Annotated in this window: 14 protein-coding genes; 6 read left to right on the top strand and 8 right to left on the bottom strand. The window is 54.3% G+C overall.

Translation table 11 applies throughout. The features are described from left to right. The first annotated feature begins 2 nt into the window (after positions 1-2). From QLH52_RS10205 to QLH52_RS10195, 3 genes are all read left to right on the top strand, one after another. On the top strand, positions 3-725 hold the full coding sequence (locus tag QLH52_RS10205) for a c-type cytochrome (RefSeq protein ID WP_319961460.1): 723 nt from the start codon (positions 3-5) through the stop codon (positions 723-725). A 52-nt stretch (positions 726-777) separates the two neighbouring features. Further along, entirely contained in the window at positions 778-1,368 is a 591-nt protein-coding gene (locus tag QLH52_RS10200) for a peroxiredoxin (protein ID WP_319961459.1), read from the top strand. A gap of 86 nt (positions 1,369-1,454) precedes the next feature. Then, a complete protein-coding gene (locus tag QLH52_RS10195; protein ID WP_033156399.1) occupies positions 1,455-3,095 on the top strand; it encodes a PepSY domain-containing protein in 1,641 nt (546 codons plus the stop codon). Between the two features lie 193 nt (positions 3,096-3,288). Here QLH52_RS10195 and QLH52_RS10190 read toward each other — a convergent pair whose 3' ends face one another. The 8 genes from QLH52_RS10190 to cysT all read right to left on the bottom strand — a co-directional run bounded on the left by QLH52_RS10190 (position 3,289) and on the right by cysT (position 11,990). Further along, complete coding sequence (locus QLH52_RS10190) at positions 3,289-4,932, bottom strand: family 2A encapsulin nanocompartment cargo protein cysteine desulfurase (RefSeq protein WP_033156398.1); 1,644 nt, start codon at positions 4,930-4,932, stop codon at positions 3,289-3,291. After that, positions 4,919-5,836 (bottom strand): family 2A encapsulin nanocompartment shell protein, encoded by a 918-nt coding sequence (locus tag QLH52_RS10185; protein ID WP_020481377.1) that lies wholly within the window; start codon positions 5,834-5,836, stop codon positions 4,919-4,921. Before QLH52_RS10185 ends, QLH52_RS10190 begins: the two co-directional genes overlap by 14 nt. A 99-nt stretch (positions 5,837-5,935) precedes the next feature. Beyond that, the gene (gene epsC / locus QLH52_RS10180) at positions 5,936-6,865 is read right to left on the bottom strand and encodes a serine O-acetyltransferase EpsC (RefSeq protein WP_033156397.1); all 930 of its coding nucleotides are present in this window, start codon (positions 6,863-6,865) and stop codon (positions 5,936-5,938) included. After that, positions 6,862-7,839 (bottom strand): cysteine synthase A, encoded by a 978-nt coding sequence (cysK, locus tag QLH52_RS10175; protein WP_033156396.1) that lies wholly within the window; start codon positions 7,837-7,839, stop codon positions 6,862-6,864. Before cysK ends, epsC begins: the two co-directional genes overlap by 4 nt. Positions 7,840-8,181: 342 nt before the next feature. Beyond that, positions 8,182-9,084 carry a LysR substrate-binding domain-containing protein gene (locus QLH52_RS10170; protein WP_033156395.1) on the bottom strand — a complete coding sequence of 301 codons (903 nt, stop codon included), beginning with the start codon at positions 9,082-9,084 and terminating at the stop codon, positions 8,182-8,184. Between the two features lie 106 nt (positions 9,085-9,190). Next, a complete protein-coding gene (locus QLH52_RS10165) occupies positions 9,191-10,234 on the bottom strand; it encodes a sulfate/molybdate ABC transporter ATP-binding protein (RefSeq protein ID WP_033156394.1) in 1,044 nt (347 codons plus the stop codon). A 56-nt stretch (positions 10,235-10,290) separates the two neighbouring features. After that, complete coding sequence (gene cysW / locus QLH52_RS10160) at positions 10,291-11,154, bottom strand: sulfate ABC transporter permease subunit CysW (protein WP_033156393.1); 864 nt, start codon at positions 11,152-11,154, stop codon at positions 10,291-10,293. 8 nt (positions 11,155-11,162) lie between these two features. Next, the gene (cysT, locus tag QLH52_RS10155) at positions 11,163-11,990 is read right to left on the bottom strand and encodes a sulfate ABC transporter permease subunit CysT (protein WP_101052230.1); all 828 of its coding nucleotides are present in this window, start codon (positions 11,988-11,990) and stop codon (positions 11,163-11,165) included. Between the two features lie 310 nt (positions 11,991-12,300). Between cysT and QLH52_RS10150 the strand changes: the two genes are divergently transcribed. The 3 genes from QLH52_RS10150 to QLH52_RS10140 all read left to right on the top strand — a co-directional run bounded on the left by QLH52_RS10150 (position 12,301) and on the right by QLH52_RS10140 (position 19,329). Beyond that, entirely contained in the window at positions 12,301-12,501 is a 201-nt protein-coding gene (locus QLH52_RS10150) for a YezD family protein (RefSeq protein WP_171695615.1), read from the top strand. A gap of 119 nt (positions 12,502-12,620) precedes the next feature. Continuing rightward, positions 12,621-14,129, top strand: coding sequence for an alginate export family protein (locus QLH52_RS10145; protein WP_101052231.1), 1,509 nt, complete (start codon positions 12,621-12,623; stop codon positions 14,127-14,129). 115 nt (positions 14,130-14,244) lie between these two features. Beyond that, positions 14,245-19,329, top strand: coding sequence for a PAS domain S-box protein (locus QLH52_RS10140; protein WP_319961458.1), 5,085 nt, complete (start codon positions 14,245-14,247; stop codon positions 19,327-19,329).

Here is a 19,329-nt window from a genome sequence, read left to right as displayed (position 1 = left end):
GCATGGGGTTTTGCCGTTGGCTAAGTGCTGTGTCGCCCGACACCAAACCCCGCGGAGCAAGGCATCATTGGCGCCGCCGCAGTCCGTGGCTGGCTGTTAGTACCTTTGCCTTGTTGGCTTCGGCGAAAACCGTCTTGGCCGAGCAGGGAGGGGAGCTTGCCATGCAGCGTATCGGCACCGGCAATCCGGTCGCCGGTAAACAAAAGTCGGCTGACGAACGTTGCCAGGAATGTCATGGCGAGGACGGTAACAGCGGCGATGTCAGAATTCCCAGCCACGCCGGTCAATACGCCGGTTATCTGGTTAAACAACTCAGCGATTTCAAATCCGGCGCCCGCAGTCACGAAATCATGAATGTGATGGCCGCCGATCTGACTCAAGAAGATATGACCGACATCGCCGCGTATTTTGCCAGCCAACAAGTCATGCGCGGCGACCGGATTGCCGACAATCCGCTGGCTAAAAATTTGTTTTTAAACGGCGATGCGGCGCGGGATTTACCCGCATGCGCCAGTTGCCACGGCGAAAACGGTAAAGGCAAGGTGGTGGATAACGTCATTTACCCGGTGATAGGTGGGCAGCGCCGGGTTTATCTGCGCAGTCAGTTGACCAACTGGAAGCTAGGCGAACGGAAAAATAGCCCGGAAGCCGTGATGAACAAGGTCGCCAAGTCGTTAAACGACGACGAATTGAATGCCTTGGTCGAATACCTGTCGGGATTGTAAGCAGATGAGTGTGCCGCCGGAAGCTTATTCCCACCCTTTTTACGGAGTTGATATGAAACGTTTTTTCCTGGGTAGCGCACTATTGCTGTTAGTCGCGTTCTCGGCGCTGGCAGGCTTGCAAGAAGGCGATGTGGCGCCGGACTTTAACACCCAAGCCTCGTTTGCCGGCAAGCCGTTTGCCTATTCCCTGAAGGAAGCGCGCGGCAAAGGTCCGGTGGTGGTGTATTTCTATCCGACCGCTTACGGACGCGGCTGCAATATTCAGGCAAGAACCTTTGCGATCAATCACGACAAATTCGCCGCCGCCGGTGCGACGATTGTGGGCGTATCCCTGGATAGTATCGAGCGGTTGAACGAGTTCTCGGCCGACCCTGATTATTGCGCCAGCAAATTTCCGGTGGCCTCGGATGCGGACGGCAAAATCGCCAACGCTTACGGCTTGAGTGTGGACGAATCAAAAACTGGGCGCTTGGACAGCCGCGGCGTAAAAGTTAATCACGGGGCTATCGCCCGGACTACGTTTGTGGTGGCTGCGGACGGCAAGATCGTCGCCAGCGTCGGCGACTTGCAACCGGCCGAAAATGTCGAAAAGGCCCTAGAGATTGTGCAAGGTTTGGGTAAGTCCGCGCAGGCGGGTCAATAAGGGTTTAAGGAAGGGTTTAGGGGGCGAAGTGCAACGTAGTTTTCAATGGATAGTGTCATCAACAGAGGGCGTTTAGGAGGGCGGCAATGAAAAAGTCTTTGAATTGGTTGTTATATGAAACCCACCGCTGGCTGGGGGTGGTGTTGGCGTTGTTCATGTTTTTCTGGTTTTTCACCGGTATCGCGATTATTTATTCGACGCCGACCACACAAAGCCGCAGCCAGCAATTGGCGCACGCGGAAAGCCTAGCACCGGAAGTAGGCTGGTTGAGCCTTGGCGAAGCCTGGGACCGCAGTGCCGAACAACGCAAGCTGTTTGCCGTGCAACATCAATCCAAGCCGGCCAACATGGGCGAACATGGCGCGCAAGCAAAAGCCGAGATAGGTAATAGCGCCGAACAGACTGCCGGTATAGCCGATGCCCGCTTGGTAAGACGGAACGACGAGCCGTTTTGGCTGGTGGAAGATACCCAAGGCGCGCGTTTTGCGTTGTCCGCACTGGACGGCAGCTTGCGCGAAACTTCAGTGGAGCAGGCGTTACGCATCGCCGACGACTGGTTCAAGCGCGAGGGTATTAACCATAATTTGCAAGTAGTGGAAACGGTGGAAGCGCCGATTATTCTGCGCAATCAGGAGGCTTTGCGGCCGTTTCATCGGGTAGCTAGTGACGACGGCGACGAGTTGTTGATTTCGGCGCGTACCGGCGAAGTGCTGCATGCTTCGACCCGCGTCGATAGGGCGTTTTACTATGCCGGCAACTGGCTGCATTTATTCAAACCTCTGGAAGCTATCGGTCTGGGGCAATATCGCCACGATGTGCAATTATGGTCGGGCTTGGGCGCGACTATTGCGTGCATCACCGGTTTGATTATCGGTTGGTTGCGCTGGCGGCCGGGATTTAACGGCAAGCCCACTTACTCGCAAGGCCGCACGCAACCCTACCGCGAGTTTTGGTTTAAATGGCATTTCTGGAGCGGTTTGATCGGCGGGACCGTGGCGCTGTCTTGGGCGCTGAGCGGATTTATCGATACCAATCCCGGCAAATTATTTTCCGAAGCCAATCCGTCCCGGCAAGAGCTGAACCGTTATTTGGGCAAGGTGTTACCCGACGCGATGCGCAATTGGCAACCCGGCCCGCTGAATACGGCCGAGGGTAAGGACATCGTCGAGTTGGGTTGGCGGCGTTTGGGCGGCGAAGCGGTGTTATTGGCCTATGGTCGCGATGGTCAGCGATTGCCGCAAGCGGTGGATGGGGCGGTTCACCAATTCAATAAAATCTCGGTAACCGAGGCGATTCAGCGTGTGGCAGAAGATATGCCCATCGCCAGCCAGGAATTGCTGGACGATTACGATAGCTATTATTACCCGCGGCATTATCAAAGCTTGGTGGAAAAGCCCCTGCCGGTGGTAGCGGTACAGCTGGCGGACGCAGCCGGCACACGGTTTTATCTGGATCCGCAAGACGGTAGCTTGTTAGCTAAGCTGGATCGCAGTCGCCGGGTGTTTCGTTGGCTGTATTCGGGGTTGCATCATTGGGATTTCGGTTGGCTGTATCACCGGCCGATCTGGGATGCCTGGATGTTGACTTGGGTGGGTTTCGGTTTGGTATTGGGCGCCAGTTCGCTGGTGGTTGGATGGAAAAGACTGGTCAAAACCTTTAAGCCAAAAAAACGCAAGGCGGCCGGACCGCAGTCGGCGCTGGAACTGGCTACGGAAACCCGTAGTTAAGATAAATGCTCGGTAACGCCAGGATAATTGGCGTTACCGATACGTTTAGATATAAGGCCCGAGAACCAAGATGGTTTTATAGCGGCTTTTTCGCACTTCCTCACATTGAAAATGCTGTTAAAAATAGGTTGGCATGTCCAGCGCGAATATTTGAGGTCAAGACTGTATGCCGCCTTGACCCCAAAATGGTAGGCTAAAATCGCCGAGAAGTGCACTGCAACCGTTTTAGGGTTGCCGTTAACCTATCGATTTCCTCGTAAGTGTTATAAAACGCCAACGAGGGTCTTACGGTACTTTCCAAGCCAAAGCGGCGCAAAATGGGCTGTGCGCAATGATGGCCGGAGCGCACGGCGATGCCGGCCTCATTCAAGGCTTTACCAATATCTTGAGTGCTATGACCGTCTATCACGAACGACGCCACGCTGGTTTTTTCCGGCGCGGTGCCGATCAACCGCAGTCCGGGAATGGCCTGTAACGCATGCATGGCGTAAACCAGCAACTCATGCTCGTAGCGGGCTACATTTTCGATACCGATCTTGTTTAGGTATTCCAGCGCCGCACCCAAACCCACCGCATCGGCAATATTGCCGGTGCCGGCTTCAAATTTGGCGGGTGCCGGTTGGTAGACGGTTTTCTCGAAGGTGACGTCTTCGATCATATTCCCGCCGCCTTGCCAAGGTTGAGTAGCCTCCAGAACTTCCGCCTTGCCGTACAGCACGCCGATACCGGTCGGACCGAAGATCTTATGTCCGGAGAATGCCAGCCAATCGCAATCCAAGGACTGTACATCAACCTTTAAATGCGACACCGATTGCGCGCCGTCCAGCAATACTTTAGCGCCGGCCCTATGAGCCAGTTCGATCATTTCTTGCGCCGGCGTGACGGTGCCCAAGGCATTAGAGACCTGGGTAAACGACACCAGCTTGGTTTTGGCATTCAGCAGTTTTTGATATTCGGACAAAATCACTTGGCCGTTATCATCGACCGGAATGACTCTGAGTACCGCTCCGGTCTCCGCGCACAATTGCTGCCAGGGCACGATGTTGGCGTGATGTTCCAGCCAGCTGATGACAATTTCGTCACCCGCGCCAATGTTTTGCTTGCCCCAACTTTTGGCAACCAGGTTGATGGCTTCGGTAGCGCCACGCACGAACACCACTTCATCGGCGGACGAGGCATTGATAAAACGCGCGACGATTTGTCGTGCGCCTTCATAGGCATCGGTAGCTCGTGCCGCTAATTCATGCGCGGCCCGGTGGATGTTGGAGTTTTCGTGCTGATAAAACTCGGAAATCCGATCAATCACTACCTGCGGCTTTTGCGTGGTCGCGGCGTTATCCAGCCAGGCCAGCCGATAACCGTTTACGCGCTCTTGCAAAATCGGAAAGTCTCGCCGCACTGCATGCACATCAAATGGCGGATGCGCAGAACCTAAACCCGGTATTTGCGCCGCGCGAGCCAATGCCGATACGTCGTTTAAAAAATAAAACGATGAAGCGCTGGGCGTGGTGGGTTGGCTTTTACCAAACGGTGTGGCAAGGGCCGTTTGCAAATCCGCTGTACCAGGCAAAGCAAAACTGCGTTGCACCAGGGCTGAGATAGCCGTGTCGTCAATGCCGGGCCGGGAGTCGAAACCGGAGCTGACGTTATTAAACGGTACGGCAGTTGCCGCCGAGACCGGCACGGTATCGATGGCTTCGCCAGCATTAGGCACTTCCAGGAAAATCTGATTGGCCAAGCGCGTCAATTCGGCGGCATCCGGCAAGCCCGCGGGCACGGTGCCGCCGCTCAGCGCTTGTTGCGCCAGGCCAGCCAGATCACTGTTATTGGTAGTCATAGTAGTTGCCTATTTCGACGTTCTCCAATACGCCGATGGCGTCCTCGGTCAACACCGCCAGCGAGCAATACAGCGATACCAGATAGGAGGCGATAGCTTTGTGGTTGATGCCCATGAAACGCACGGACAGGCCCATGCTCAGTTCGTCGGTCAGATTGGGTTGATACAAACCGACTACGCCTTGACGGCTTTCGCCGGTGCGCAACAGCAGGATATTGGTTTTGCCGTTGGTGATTTTTAGCTTGTCGGTCGGAATCAAAGGCAGGCCGCGCCAAGTTAAAAATTGCGAACCGAACATGGAGATGGTTGGCGGTGGTGTGCCGCGGCGGGTAGCTTCGCGGCCGAAGGCGGCGATGGCGCGTGGGTGGGCCAGGAAGAAGGCGGGTTCTTTCCAGACTCGGGCAATCAACTCGTCCAGATCGTCAGGAGTTGGCGAGCCTTTACGGGTTTGTACTTTTTGCGCGGGCGCGACGTTGTTTAACAAGCCGTATTCGGCATTGTTGATCAGCTCGCTTTCTTGACGCTCTTTGACGGTTTCGATAGTCAAACGCAACTGTTCGTGGATTTGGTTGTAAGGGCTGCTGTACAAATCAGCGACGCGGGTGTGAACGTCCAGTACGGTGTTGACGGCGTTCAAGCGATATTCGCGGCCCCATTCTTCGTAATCCACATAGGTTTGCGGCAGCACTTTTTCATCGAGGCTGGAGCAGTCGACGGCGATGCTGGTTTCGCTTTTAACTTTGTTGACCCGGTAAATACCCGCTTCGACTGGTACCCAGTGCATCAAATGCACCAGCCAGCGAGGCGTGATCGTACCCATCATGGGCACGGTTTTGGTGGCGTTGGATAAGGTGCGCGCAGCGACGTCGCCTAACGCGGTATGGGCTTGATGAATGTCTGACATGGTGATTTTCCTTTCTTAGTGGGTGGTGGTTGGTTAAAGTGTTTTTAGTGACGGATTAATGAATGTTGGTTTGAAAAAGTGCCGATTTGCCGTTGAGTCTTAAATCCCGCCGCCGCCGGCAAATACTTCGGTCCGATACTGGCCCTGGCTTACCAGGCTGTCCGGCGGCACGCTGTGGGTGAGCCAGACGTTGCCGCCTATCGTCGAACCCCGGCCTATCGTGATGCGGCCCAAAATTGTGGCACCGGCATAAATCACCACGTCGTCTTCGACGATGGGGTGGCGGGCGTTACCCTTAACCAGAATGCCGTTGTCGTCCTTGTCAAAGCGTTTGGCGCCCAGCGTGACTGCTTGATATAAACGCACCCGCCGGCCAATGACCGCGGTTTCGCCGATTACCACGCCGGTGCCGTGATCGATAAAAAAGCTTTCGCCGATTTGCGCGCCCGGATGGATGTCGATCCCAGTGGCGGAATGCGCAACTTCGCTGATCACGCGCGCCACCAACGGCAGACCCAATTGGTACAGCACATGCGCTAGTCGGTGATGAATCACCGCGGTGATGCCTGGATAGCAAACCAACACTTCATCGGCGCAACGCGCGGCGGGGTCGCCCTCGTAGGCAGCTTGAATATCTGTGTCGATCAATTGCCGCACAGCAGGCAACTGGGCCGCAAACTGCCGGGTGATGTCTGTCGCTTGGCTGCGAGTATCCAGGGATAGGCCTTGCTGTTCGGCGACAAATTGCAATTCCAGGCCGATTTGCCGTTGCAATTGCCGTAGCAGACTATCCAGCGTGTGGCCGACGAAATAATCGATGCCTTCGTCAGTCAGGTCGGGCATTCCTAGTCGGTTTGGGAACAGCGCCGCGCCCAAGTTGTCGACGATTTGGCTCAAAATCTTACGGGAAGGCAATTTGGGCGGATGCTCGCGGCGATGCCGGTTTTCCAGGGATTGCAGGCGCAGTTCGCGCAGTTCTGCAACCAGAGCATCGATTTCCCAGCGTTGGCCGTGTTCGCTTAAGGTCATAGCGCTACACCTTGCGGGTCAAACAGGCCTTCGAACAAGGCCGAGCTCAAATAGCGCTCGCCGGAGTCCGGCAAAATGACCACAATGGTTTTGCCTTCGTGTTCCGGACGCTTTGCCACCCGTACCGCGGCGGCCACTGCCGCACCGCAGGAAATGCCGGCCAAGATGCCTTCCTCGCGCGCCAGACGGCGGGCATAGGCTATGGCATCGTCGTTGCTCACCAGAGCGATTTCGTCAACCAGGGACAAATCCAGCACATCCGGCACGAAGCCGGCGCCTATGCCTTGAATCTTGTGTGGTGCCGGTTGTAGCGGTTCGCCGGCTCGGAATTGGCTCAGTACCGGGCTGGCCTCAGGTTCCACCGCAATGGAAACGATAGGTTTGCGCTGCTTGAATTTGATATAGCGCGAAACGCCGGTAATGGTGCCGCCGGTGCCGACGCCGGAGACTAAAATGTCGATGGCACCGTCACTGTCGGTCCAGATTTCCGGGCCAGTCGTGAGTTCGTGGATGCTGGGGTTGGCGGGATTTTTAAATTGTTGCAGCAGTACATAGCGGTCCGGATCGGACGCGGCAATTTCTTCGGCTTTGGCTATCGCGCCTTTCATGCCCTTGGCGCCTTCGGTGAGGACCAGTTTGGCGCCATAAGCCACCAATAATTTGCGCCGTTCCAGACTCATGGTTTCCGGCATGGTGAGCGTTAGTGGAATGCCGCGCGCGGCGGCTATGAAGGCTAGGGCGATGCCGGTATTGCCGCTGGTGGGTTCTATCAGTTCTTTGCCGTCGGTCAGCAAGCCGCGTTGCTGGGCGTCGTTAATCATCGCCGCGCCGATGCGGCATTTCACGGAATAGGCTGGATTGCGGCCTTCGATTTTAGCCAGCAAAGTCACCGGCGCGCCGTCGGTAATGCGGTTTAGCCGGACTAATGGGGTTTTGCCTATTGATTGCGAGTTATCTGGATACCAATGCGTCATGACGGTATTACTCCCTGTCGGATTTCTGCGGGCCAAAAAAAAAGCCAGCAGCCTGCTTATCAATTCAGGCGTACTGGCTTCCGGTGGTCCGGTCAGCGATTTTTTTTAAAGTACTTGGTTTAAACGAAGGCTGTCAATACAGGTTCGATTGGTTCGGTTATCTGTAATGCCTATTTGAGATATATAAATCTAAAAATATGATTTACCTCGGTGCAAGGAGCTTGCGGCGGTGGTTGGGCGGTTTGTAAGTCTTTGTTTTTGCGTGAAGGATCGCAAAGTCGAAATTTTTACGGCGGTTCTTATGATAAATATCGAAATCAAAACCGAAATTCGTGCCGGATTTTAATATTCATGCTCCTTGGCGGCTTTGGCAAGCAGCTCGTTAATGAAATATTGCAAATAAGTGGGTAGATATAATTGCTTCAAATAGGCGATTTTCGTCACCGAACGCGGGATCAGGTGCGATAAATCCCTGGCGACCAAATCATTGTCGTTGCGCGCTTCGTAAGACGTACCGGCGATAATCCCCACGCCTAAACCCAATCTGACATAGGTTTTGATAATGTCGGAATCGGCGGCGGACAGCGTTATGTCCAGTTCCTTGCCGGCGTTCTTAAAGGCTTTTTCGATGGTCGAACGGCCGGTATAGCCTTGCGAGTAAGTCAAAATCGGAAATGCGGCCAGCCGGCCCAAGGTCACATCGCCTTGCGCCAAGGGGTGATGGCGCGGCACTACGGCGATGTGTTGCCATTCGTAGCAGGATTTGACGACCAGTTTCTCGTCCTCGTCCAGCTTTTCGGTGCAGATGGCAATATCGGCCCGATGCTGATGGAGCTGCTCTATTAATTCTTGTGGCGAGGATTGCACCATGTAAATGGTGATGCCCGGATATTTCTCCCGGAATTTTTGCACTGGTTCCGGCAGCAAGTATTTTGCTTGAGTATGGGTGGTGGCGATATGCAAGGCGCCGTTGCGATTCTCCCGAAAGTCGTCGGCTATCGACAAGATGTTCTTTTTGGCTTGATTGATTCTGTCTACCTGCTCCATGACCTGCTCGCCCAGCGGTGTCAAACCCAGCAGTTTTTTGCCGTGGCGTTCGTAGAGCGGCGAGCCCAATTCCTCCTCCAATAATTGTAACTGTCGGCTGGCGGCCGACTGCACCACATGCATGATTTCCGCGGCTTTGGATTGGTTGAACTGGGTGTCTTTGAGGACGCGCAATAATTCAAGCTGATTTAGATTCATATCGGTCTTTCCATGGGGTGATTTGAGCGATGGGCAACAATCGCGAACCGGGTCAAATGCCGGTACCGGGCTATGTTTGGCATAGCCCGAACTATGAGGGGTGCTGTCAATTAAACCAATGCGCTTGTTTGATATGCACCGCCACGCGGTCGCCCTTGTTTAAATTCAGTTGTTTGAAGCGTTCGTTGGGCATCTCCGCAAACAGCGTCGCACCGGAACCGTTATGTTGCGGATTGAACAGTTCGATGCGTATCGTCGCGCCCAGATGTTGCCAGTCCTTCAAGGTTACCGGCGAGCCGGAGGCTTCTTCGGCTTTGACGATGTCGATATGATGCGGGCGGACGTGCGCGAAGATGCCTTGCGGTTTTTCCGCCAGAATCCCTGCACGTTGCAGCCAGTTGCTTTCGGTTTCCGATAGATCGAAGACGTTGGTTTGCCCGATGAATTTAGAGACAAAGGCATTGGCCGGGTGATCGTAAATATCCGCCGGGGCGCCTTGTTGCTCGATACGGCCTTGATTCAATACGACGACTTGGCTGGCCACTTCCATGGCTTCTTCCTGATCGTGGGTCACAAAAATACTGGTGACATGGAGTTCCTGATGCAGATTGCGCAGCCATTGCCGCAGATCTTTGCGCACGCTGGCATCCAATGCACCGAACGGTTCGTCCAGTAACAATACGCTGGGCTCTACCGCCAGGGCTCTAGCTAAAGCTATCCGCTGCCGTTGGCCACCTGACAATTGATCCGGGAAGCGGTCGGCCAGCCAATCCAGTTGTACCAACTCCAACAAAGAATGCACTTTTTTGCTGATAAAGGCTTCGGTAGGCCGTTCCTTGCGTGGCTTGACCCGCAAACCGAAGGCGATGTTGTCGAACACCGTCATATGCCGGAACAAGGCGTAATGTTGAAACACAAAACCAATCCCGCGCCGGCTGACATGTTGCTCGGTCTTATCTTCGCCGCTGAGCAGTACCCGGCCGAAATCCGGGGTTTCCAGGCCGGCGATGATCCGTAACAAGGTGGTTTTGCCGCAGCCGGATGGGCCCAGCAAGGCCACCAGCTCGCCTTCCGGAATTTCCAGGTTGACGTCGTATAAGGCGGCAAATTTGCCGAAGTTTTTGCTGATGTTGTTTAGCAGAATACTCATGTTTTTATCTCAATACCGGATGTTAAACGCCTCAGAATGTCGGCGTATTTTCGTCTTTAGGCTCTGGCCTGCTTCCATTCCAAAACGCTTTTCAAAACCAGCGTAACGATGGCCAGGCAGGCTAATATCGAGGCGCTGGAAAATGCGCCGATCACGTCGTAATCGTTGTAACTGACTTCCACATGCAAGGGCAGGGTGTTGGTCACGCCGCGAATATGGCCGGATACCACGGATACCGCGCCGAATTCGCCCATCGCCCTGGCATTGCAAAGCAACACGCCGTACAGCAAGGCCCATTTGATATTGGGTAAAGTCACTTTAAAGAATGTCTGCCAGCCGCTGGCACCCAGCGATAGCGCTGCTTCTTCTTCCTCGTTGCCCATTTCCTGCATCAGCGGAATCAGTTCGCGCGCCACAAAAGGAAAGGTGATAAAGATGGTTGCCAGCACGATGCCGGGCACCGCGAATATCACTTTAATGTCATGCTCGGAAAACCAATGTCCGAACCAGCCTTGGGCGCCGAACATCAGCACAAAAATCAGTCCCGAAATAACCGGCGATACCGAGAACGGCAAATCGATCAAGGTGGTCAATAAGCTTTTGCCCCAAAACTCGAAACGGGTGATGGCCCAGGCTGCGGCGACGCCGAATACGGTATTCAGCGGCACGGTGATCAATGCCACCAGCAAGGTCAGCTGCATCGCGGCGATGGCATCCGGTTGCGCCAGCGCTGTCCAATAGGCTTGCCAACCTTTGGAGAACGCCTGATACAACACCAAACCTAGCGGGACGCACAGAAACAACACAATAAAACCTACCGCGATGCCGACCAGGCCCCAGCGCACCCAAAATGGATCGTGCAGTGCTTTGAAGTGTGCTTGGCCGGTGGCGTCGCTAATCACATGAACATTGGCGTGCATGATGCCTCCTAAATTTGCCCGGAGCGGCGGCGCGCCCAGAGCTGCAATAAATTAACGATCAGTAGCAACAAAAACGACACTAGCAGCATCGTCAGTGCAATCGCCGTCGCCCCGGCATATTGGTACTGCTCCAGTTTGGTGATGATCAACAGCGGGACAATTTCCGAGACATAAGGCAGATTGCCGGCGATAAAGATTACCGAACCGTACTCACCCACCCCACGGGCAAACGCCAGCGACACGCCGGTCAACAGTGCCGGAAAAATGTTGGGAAAGATCACTTGGGCAAACACTTGCAAGCGAGTAGCACCCAGACTGGATGCGGCTTCTTCCATTGTGGTATCAAATTCTTGCAATACCGGCTCGATGGTCCGCACCACAAAAGGAATGCCGATAAAAATCAATGCCACCACTATGCCCAGCGGCTTGTAAGCCACTTGCACACCCAATGAACTCATCAACCATTTACCCAGCATGCCGCTGGGCTGAAAGATGGTCGCCAGGATGACGCCGGCCACCGCCGTCGGTAAGGCAAACGGTAGATCAATTAAAGCGTCCAAAAAACGCTTGCCGGGAAAGGGGTAACGCACCAATACCCAGGCGATGACAAATCCGAACACGCCCGCGACCAAGGCGGCAATCAGCGACGTACCGAAGCTGACCCGAAACGACGATACCACTCGATTATTGCTAATGATGTCTAGATACTCGCCCCAACCTAGTTGCAAGCTCTTAAATACCAGGGTGCTCAAGGGGATCAGTACCACCAGTCCGAGATAGAACAAGGTATAGGCCAGTGCCGGTCGAAAGCCCGGCATGATATTGCTTTGGGTCATGGTGTTTCTCTGGAAACAGTCAGTAGGTGCTGACAGGATAGAGAAACTTAAATGCCAACGGAAATGATATAAATTGAATTGATAATCTTTTATTTAGATAACAAGCGGGCGAATTTTGGCTATTGCGGCCAGGATGGGAGGGTAAATATTCGCCATGTCATATATCCAATTAACAGATATATATTTCTGTTTATATCGTTTTCAATCGCTTTGCGGTTTTTTTACCATTTGTCACACGGTCATTGGCGCTAATGCTGCCAAGACAAGGATTCATCAAACCACGATAACCCACCATACCTCAGGAGGCTATATGGCGATTGAACTTAACGGCCATGCATTGAAGCAAGGCGATAACAAGGAGATTGCATTGCAAATTGCGACGATTGTGCAGGATATTCGGTTTGGCTCGGTTGAAGTCGTGATTCACGACGGCCGCATCGTCCAGATCGACAAGCGCGAACGTTTTCGGCTGGGCCAGCAAAAAGATTCTGCATTAGCGGGTTCCAACTAGACTAAGGCTAACGCCGCTAAATAGTTGTTCGCTTGTTGCCACTCAGCCAAAGGACGGCGAGATGAGCAGAATCTTTTTGTGTACCGGTCATTAACTACTCTAAACCCACAGTTACCCACATGAAACGACCTTTAATTTATACAGTACGGGCAGCAGGTGCACTTGGCTTGTTGCTGGCTTGGCCGGTCCTGGTCAACGCCGAAGATTATTATGTCCCGACCAAAGGCTATCGCGTCGAACCTGCGCCAACCGATCCGCCTTTGTACGTGCGCAATATGAGTAAAACCCAGTTCGAGCAATTTCGCGATGTGAAATGGCTGGATGTTGGGCTGGATTTTCGGACCCGCTACGAATACCGCGAAAACGACTTTAGGCCGCAACGCTCGGGCACCTCAGAGTGGCGGCCCGATGCCGATAACCTGTGGCTGCTCAGGACCCGCGCCTACGTCGGCATCAAAGAAATCCTCGATCCGTTACGCTTTGCGGTCGAAATGGAGGATGCGCGCAGTTATAACGGTTTGTACCCGAAAACCGATGCCGATGTGAACGAGTTTGAGATGATCCAGGGCTATGGTGAGTTGTATTTCGCCAATGCCTTAGGCCATAACCGGCCCCTCAGTATTCGTGCCGGCCGTATGCACTTGGAATTGCTGGATAGGCGTTTGATTGGTAACAACGAGTTCCGTAACACCACCAACAACTTCGAAGGTTACCGAGTACACTTCGGCAAGAAGCAGAATGACTGGGATTTGGATACTTTTGCCTTGCAACCGGTGGAGCGCTACAAATACGAATTCGACCAACCGGATGAAGACACCTGGATCTACGGCGCCGTACTCAGCCTGAAACAATGGTCCGAGTTTGTCACCATCCAGCCTTATTTCTTGGGGCGCAAAACCGACGGTGATCCCGCCAACCGGGTGGCAGCCAATCGCAAGGCCAGTATGGATATTTATGCGCCGGGTCTTAGAGCTTACGGCTTTTTCGGCGGCGGCTTTGATTTCGATGCCGACATCAATAAGCAATTCGGGCGCTTCGGCTCCTTGTCCGGGACGCGGGAGACCTTACGCCAGCACGACGCCTTGGCCTACTCCTTGGAATTAGGTTACAGCTTCGACCACGATTGGAAACCCCGCGCCAGTCTCTATTACGGCTACGGCACGGGCGATAAAAACGCCGGCGACAATATCAACCAACGCTTTGATGCCTTCTACGGCTTTAACCAACCCTGGTCGCGGAATGATTATTTCTCCTGGGACAATATCATCGCGCCGAAGGCCAGACTGGAGTTTTCACCTTACAAAGACGTGCGTATCGATACCGGCTACAACGCTTACTGGGAGGAAAGTGCAGCCGGTGGCTGGAACCGGGCCGGTTTGCGCGACACCACGGGCCGCAGCGGGACTTTCCTGGGACACGAATTTGATATTCGCCTGCGCCATAAACTGAATGCCTATGTGGATTGGAGCATGAGCTATGCACGATTTACCCCTGGCGACTTCACCGAAGCCAGAGCCGTAGGCGTATCGCAAGGCGGGCAGGGCTCTTATACCAGCGAGCCGAGCAATTTCTTCTACTTCGAAGTATCTTTAAACGCCTTTGGCGATGGTAAGCCTACCTACAAATAAACACTCCCGCCGGCGCGGGTGCGACGACATTTAAGAACCCGGCCAATAAGTAGCCGGGCTATTTAAATTAGAAATCCCCCAGGCAGTCGCTATACTCTCAGCACGAGGAGGGTTTATGCGTGAAGCAATGGCGCCTGCATGGCTGAGATGGATAGCTGCTGCCGGGCTTTATATCGTAACGGCCAGATTGGCTTTGTTGTATTTCGCGCCCAATGGCAGTGCCAGTGTGTTTTTTATTGCCAGCGGGCTGGCATTGGCGGCCATTTTGCAGGGCGGCCGCCACTATGTCTGGGCAATATTCATCGGGGCCTTGGCGCTTAATCTGTGGCAAGGCAAAGCATTATTGAGCGCGACCAGCATATCAATCGGTAGCACCTTCGGCGCCTGGTCCGGCGCTTGGTTGCTGCAGCGCATCCGCGGCTTCGACCGTTCTCTGAAAACGCTGCGCGATTATCTGGTGCTGATAAGTGTAGGCGGCGTTGTCGCTTGTTCGTTGACTGCGGCAATCGGCACGTTGACTTTGTTTGTTGGCGGATTTATCGGCGAGGAGACGGTGCTTTCCTCGCTGTTACATTGGTGGATGGGCGATACGCTGGGCGTGATATTGGTTACGCCGCTGATTTTGGTCTGGACTAATAGTGCCTGCAAGCTGCAGGGGGCTAAAGCGTTCAGCGAAGCCATGATGATTATTGCGCTGAACTTTTTGGTGGGGCAGTTGGTGTTTCTCGACTGGTTTCACGACAGCCTCGGCGCTTACGCGAAAAGTTACTGGATATTTCTATTTGTCAGTTGGGCGGCTGTTCGGCTTGGCAGCCGCGCTACCACGCTGATTTTGGTCGTTACCGCCATACAGGCCATGTTCGGCTTGGTTTGGCGACGTTCCGGCCTGACCGATCCCAGCTTGGGGGATAGCCATGAGATCAACTACTGGTTTTTCATGGTGGTGCTATCGGTAGTGGGCATGGCATTAGCCTGCTATTTTTCCGAGCGGCAAAGGGCCTTGGAAACCTTGGCCGACAAAGAAGATTTGCTACGCACCCTGTTAAAGGCCATGCCCGATAAAATATGGCTGAAAGATCCCAACGGCGTTTACCTGCTGTGTAACCCGAGTTTCGAACCCCTTTTCGGCAAACCCGAACATGTTATCGTCGGCAAGACCGATTACGATTTTGTTAGCCGTGAACAAGCCGATACCTACCGCGAACAGGATTTTATAGCCATCGCTGCCGGCGAACCTATTCGCAATCAGGACTGGGTAACCCATGACGACGGCAAGCATAAAGTACTCTACGAAACCATTAAAACCCCGGTTAATTCCAGCGACGGCAAATTGATCGGCGTGCTGGGTATGGCCCGAGACATTACCCAACTGCATGCAACGCAGATCGCCTTAAACGAGCGCATCAAGGAACAAAAATGTCTGCACGCGGTTTTTCGCGCCACCGAGGATTTAGAAAAGCCGTTGCCGGAGGTGCTACAGCTTGTTGTTGACCTATTGCCTGCCGGCTGGCTTTGTCCCGAAGCAACTGCCGCCCGCATGGAATGGGAAGGCCAAAGCTATTTCAGCGGCAATTTCAAACATCCTACCGGCTTGCTGACCGCGCCCATTCAAATCGACGGTGTAGCCTCCGGCAGCATTTCGGTCGCTCATCCACAATCGCAGGCCGGACTGGACGATCAGTTTTTGGGCGAAGAACGACTCTTGCTCGATGCCGTGGCGGAGCGGGTGAGTAGCTTTATAAAACGCCGGATCATCGAGGAAAAAGCCAGAAATCGCGAGCGGATTTTCAGTGCCATCGTCTCGCAGGCCACCGACGCGATTACCCTGATCGATGCTGAAACTTTCGAATTCATCGAGTTCAACGATGCCGCCTGCCAACACTTGGGTTACAGCCGCGAGGAATTCGCTTGCTTGCGCCTGCCTGATATACAGGGGGAATTCGACGCCGCCCAGGTGCGCCAGATAGCGGACGATTTCATGCAAGTCGGCGGTGCGCAATTCGACACCTTACGCCGCCACAAGAACGGCACTTTGCTGAATGTCCATGTCAGCATAAAAGTGATTGAAATCAGAGGCCGTAATTATTTGTCCCTGATTTGGTCGGATATTACGGAACGCAAGCAGATCGAGCAACAATTCCGCCACCTCTTTGATCATAATCCGGCGCCGATGTTGGTCTACGAGCGCGGCACGCTGGCCATGGTGGCGGTGAATGATGCGTTTACCCAGTTATATGGCTACAGCCAAGCGGAAATCGTCGCACTCAAACTCACCGATCTGTTCCCGGAACAACAGCGACAAGCCATTGCAAGCTTGGCGGCCAGTCTGCGCGGTTTTGCCTATATCGGCGAGTGGCAGCATCTTCTTAAAGACGGCCGGGTAATCGACATCATCGTTCGCTCGCACGACATCCATTTTTCCGAGCGTGACTGTCGGGTAGCGGTGATTACCGACATTACCGAACTGAAACAGGCGGAAGCGGAACTGCGCAAACTGTGGCTTGCGGTGGAGCAAAGCCCCAACAGCATCGTCATCACCAATCTGCAAGCGGAAATCGAGTACGTCAATCAGCACTTTACGGCGGTCACCGGCTATAGCCGCGAAGAAGCCATCCGCCAAAATCCGCGGATCCTGCAATCCGGGCACACCGGTCAGGCCACTTATGACGAGATGTGGCATACCCTGACCCAAGGTAAAAGCTGGTCCGGCGAATTGATTAACCGCCGTAAGGACGGCAGCGAATACGTCGAATGGGCGCAGATCACGCCGGTAAGGCAAGCGGACGGTGCCGTCACTCACTATCTGGCCATTAAGGAAGACATTACCGAGAAAAAACGGGTGGAGAGCGAACTGGATTCTTATCGCCACCATCTGGAAGAGCTGGTGGCGGCGCGCACCGTAGAACTGGAACAAGCCCGGCAGGCTGCGGAAGCCGCTACGCTGGCGAAGAGCCAGTTTCTGGCCAATATGAGCCACGAAATCCGCACGCCGATGAATGCGATTCTGGGTATGTTGTATCTGGCGCTGAAGCAGGATTTACCCTCAACCTTGCACAACCATTTGACCAAGGCGCAGAGCGCCGCGCATTCGCTGTTGGGGATCATCAACGATATTCTGGACTTCTCTAAAATCGAAGCCGGTAAGCTGGAGTTTGAGTCTACCGAGTTTGCGCTGGACAGAGTGCTGGAGCAACTCACCGATGCTATCGGCCTACAGGCTGAGCAAAAAGGCGTGGAGTTTTTAATTCGCTACGATGTGAATATCCCCGCCACCTTAAGAGGCGATCCGCTACGCTTAAAACAGGTGCTGCTCAACCTGTGCGGCAATGCCATCAAATTCACCGAACGCGGGGAAGTGGAATTGGCGTTCCGGATGCTCAGCAAAAAGGCTGATGCGGTCATTTTGCAGATTTCGGTTCGCGATACCGGCATCGGCATGGATTGTGAGTTGCAAGGACGTTTATTTCAGAAGTTTACCCAGGCCGATCAGTCCACTACGCGGAAGTTTGGCGGCACCGGCTTAGGCTTGGCGATCAGTAAGCATCTGGTGGAACTGATGGGCGGCAGGATCTGGCTGGAAGATTCGCAACCCGGCCAGGGCACGACGATTTGTTGCACGGTGCAACTGCACATTGCCCAACAGGCCGAGGCGCGTCGCCGGGAATTGCTGGATCAGACCGGATCGTTACTGAAAGGCATCCGGGTGCTGGTGGTGGACGACAACGACATTTCCCGAGAAATACTCGCGGAAATGTTGCGATTTTTTCAGTTGGACGTCAGCGTGGCCGAGGATGGCGCCACTGCGATTCGTTTGCTGGAAACCGCTTCCGAGCATCCCTTCGATCTGGTGTTGATGGACTGGCGGATGCCCGGCATGAATGGTGACGAAGCGACCCGGCGGATTCATGCCGATGCGGCCATTGTGCTGCAGCCTAAGGTGATCATGGTCACCGCATACGGCCGCGAAGACGTGATGTTGCTGGCACACCAAGCCGGGGTGGACGGTTTTCTGATCAAGCCGGTTTCGCCGTCGTCACTGTTGGATAGCATGCTGTCGGCATTGGGGCGCAGCGACGTCCTAGACAGGCAGGAGTCGCCGTATGCCGCCGCTCAGGCGCCGCCGAATTTGCTTGGCCGCCACGTTTTATTGGTGGAAGATAACGCTATCAATCGCGAATTTGCTGTCGAATTGTTGCGCAGTATGAATATCGCGGCGGATGAGGCGGTAAACGGGGAAGAAGCGTTGGCGATGGTGCAGCGGTATCAGTACGATTGCATATTGATGGACATCCAGATGCCGGTGATGGACGGTCTGGAGGCCACGCGGCGGATTCGCGCTTTGGCCGGGCAGGCAGGGGGAGAACGCTTCGCCAGTTTGCCGATTATCGCTATGACCGCGTTGGCAATGGCTCGCGATGCCGAGGAAAGTCGGGCGGCGGGCATGAACGACCACATAACCAAACCAGTGGAACCGCAAAGCTTGTTTTCCTGTTTGGCAAAATGGCTGCCTGCCGCTTCTACCGATACGCTGGCAGAGACATATGCGGTCAATGAAGCGCCGGCACGGGTGGTTTGTTCTCCCGAGTTATTGGGCCTGCAAAGTTTGCAAGTCAGCGAGGGTATTCGCCGCATCGGCGGAAAGGAAGCGGCTTACCGCAAACAACTCAGACGGTTTCGCGAACATTACGCCAACGCAGTGGACGAATTACAGCGTATATTGCAAACCGATAATCTCACGGCCGCTGAAAATTATTGTCATTCCTTGAAAGGCGTAGCCGGCAATATCGGCGCCAATGCGTTTTACGAGTGCATTGCCGGCATCGATGCCGGGCTTAAACAACAGCAACGGCCTGCCGCGGAACACATTGAGCAGCTGCGCGACTTATTGCAACAAGTGATGACCGACATCGATAGTCTTACCCCGCCGCCGACGCCGGCCGAATTGCCGGCACAACCGCTATCGGTCGAGGCCATAAGCGCTAAAATTACCCGCTTAATGGCTGTGTTGGAAAGCGATTTAGGCGCAGCCGAAGCGTTAATCGGCGATTTACGCAAGGGTACGGCCGGAAGCGAGTTCGAAGCCGATTTCGAGGCGATTGCCGCCGAGGTCGATGCGTTTAACATAGATCAAGCCATCGCTATGTTGGTGGCGGTGCAACAACGCCTGCTGGCTGGGCCATCATTAGAGCAGCGAGATTAA

Origin of the sequence: Methylomonas defluvii (genome assembly GCF_033949435.1) — a bacterium.
Lineage (GTDB): Bacteria > Pseudomonadota > Gammaproteobacteria > Methylococcales > Methylomonadaceae > Methylomonas > Methylomonas defluvii.
This window is presented reverse-complemented; position numbering and strand designations above follow the sequence as displayed.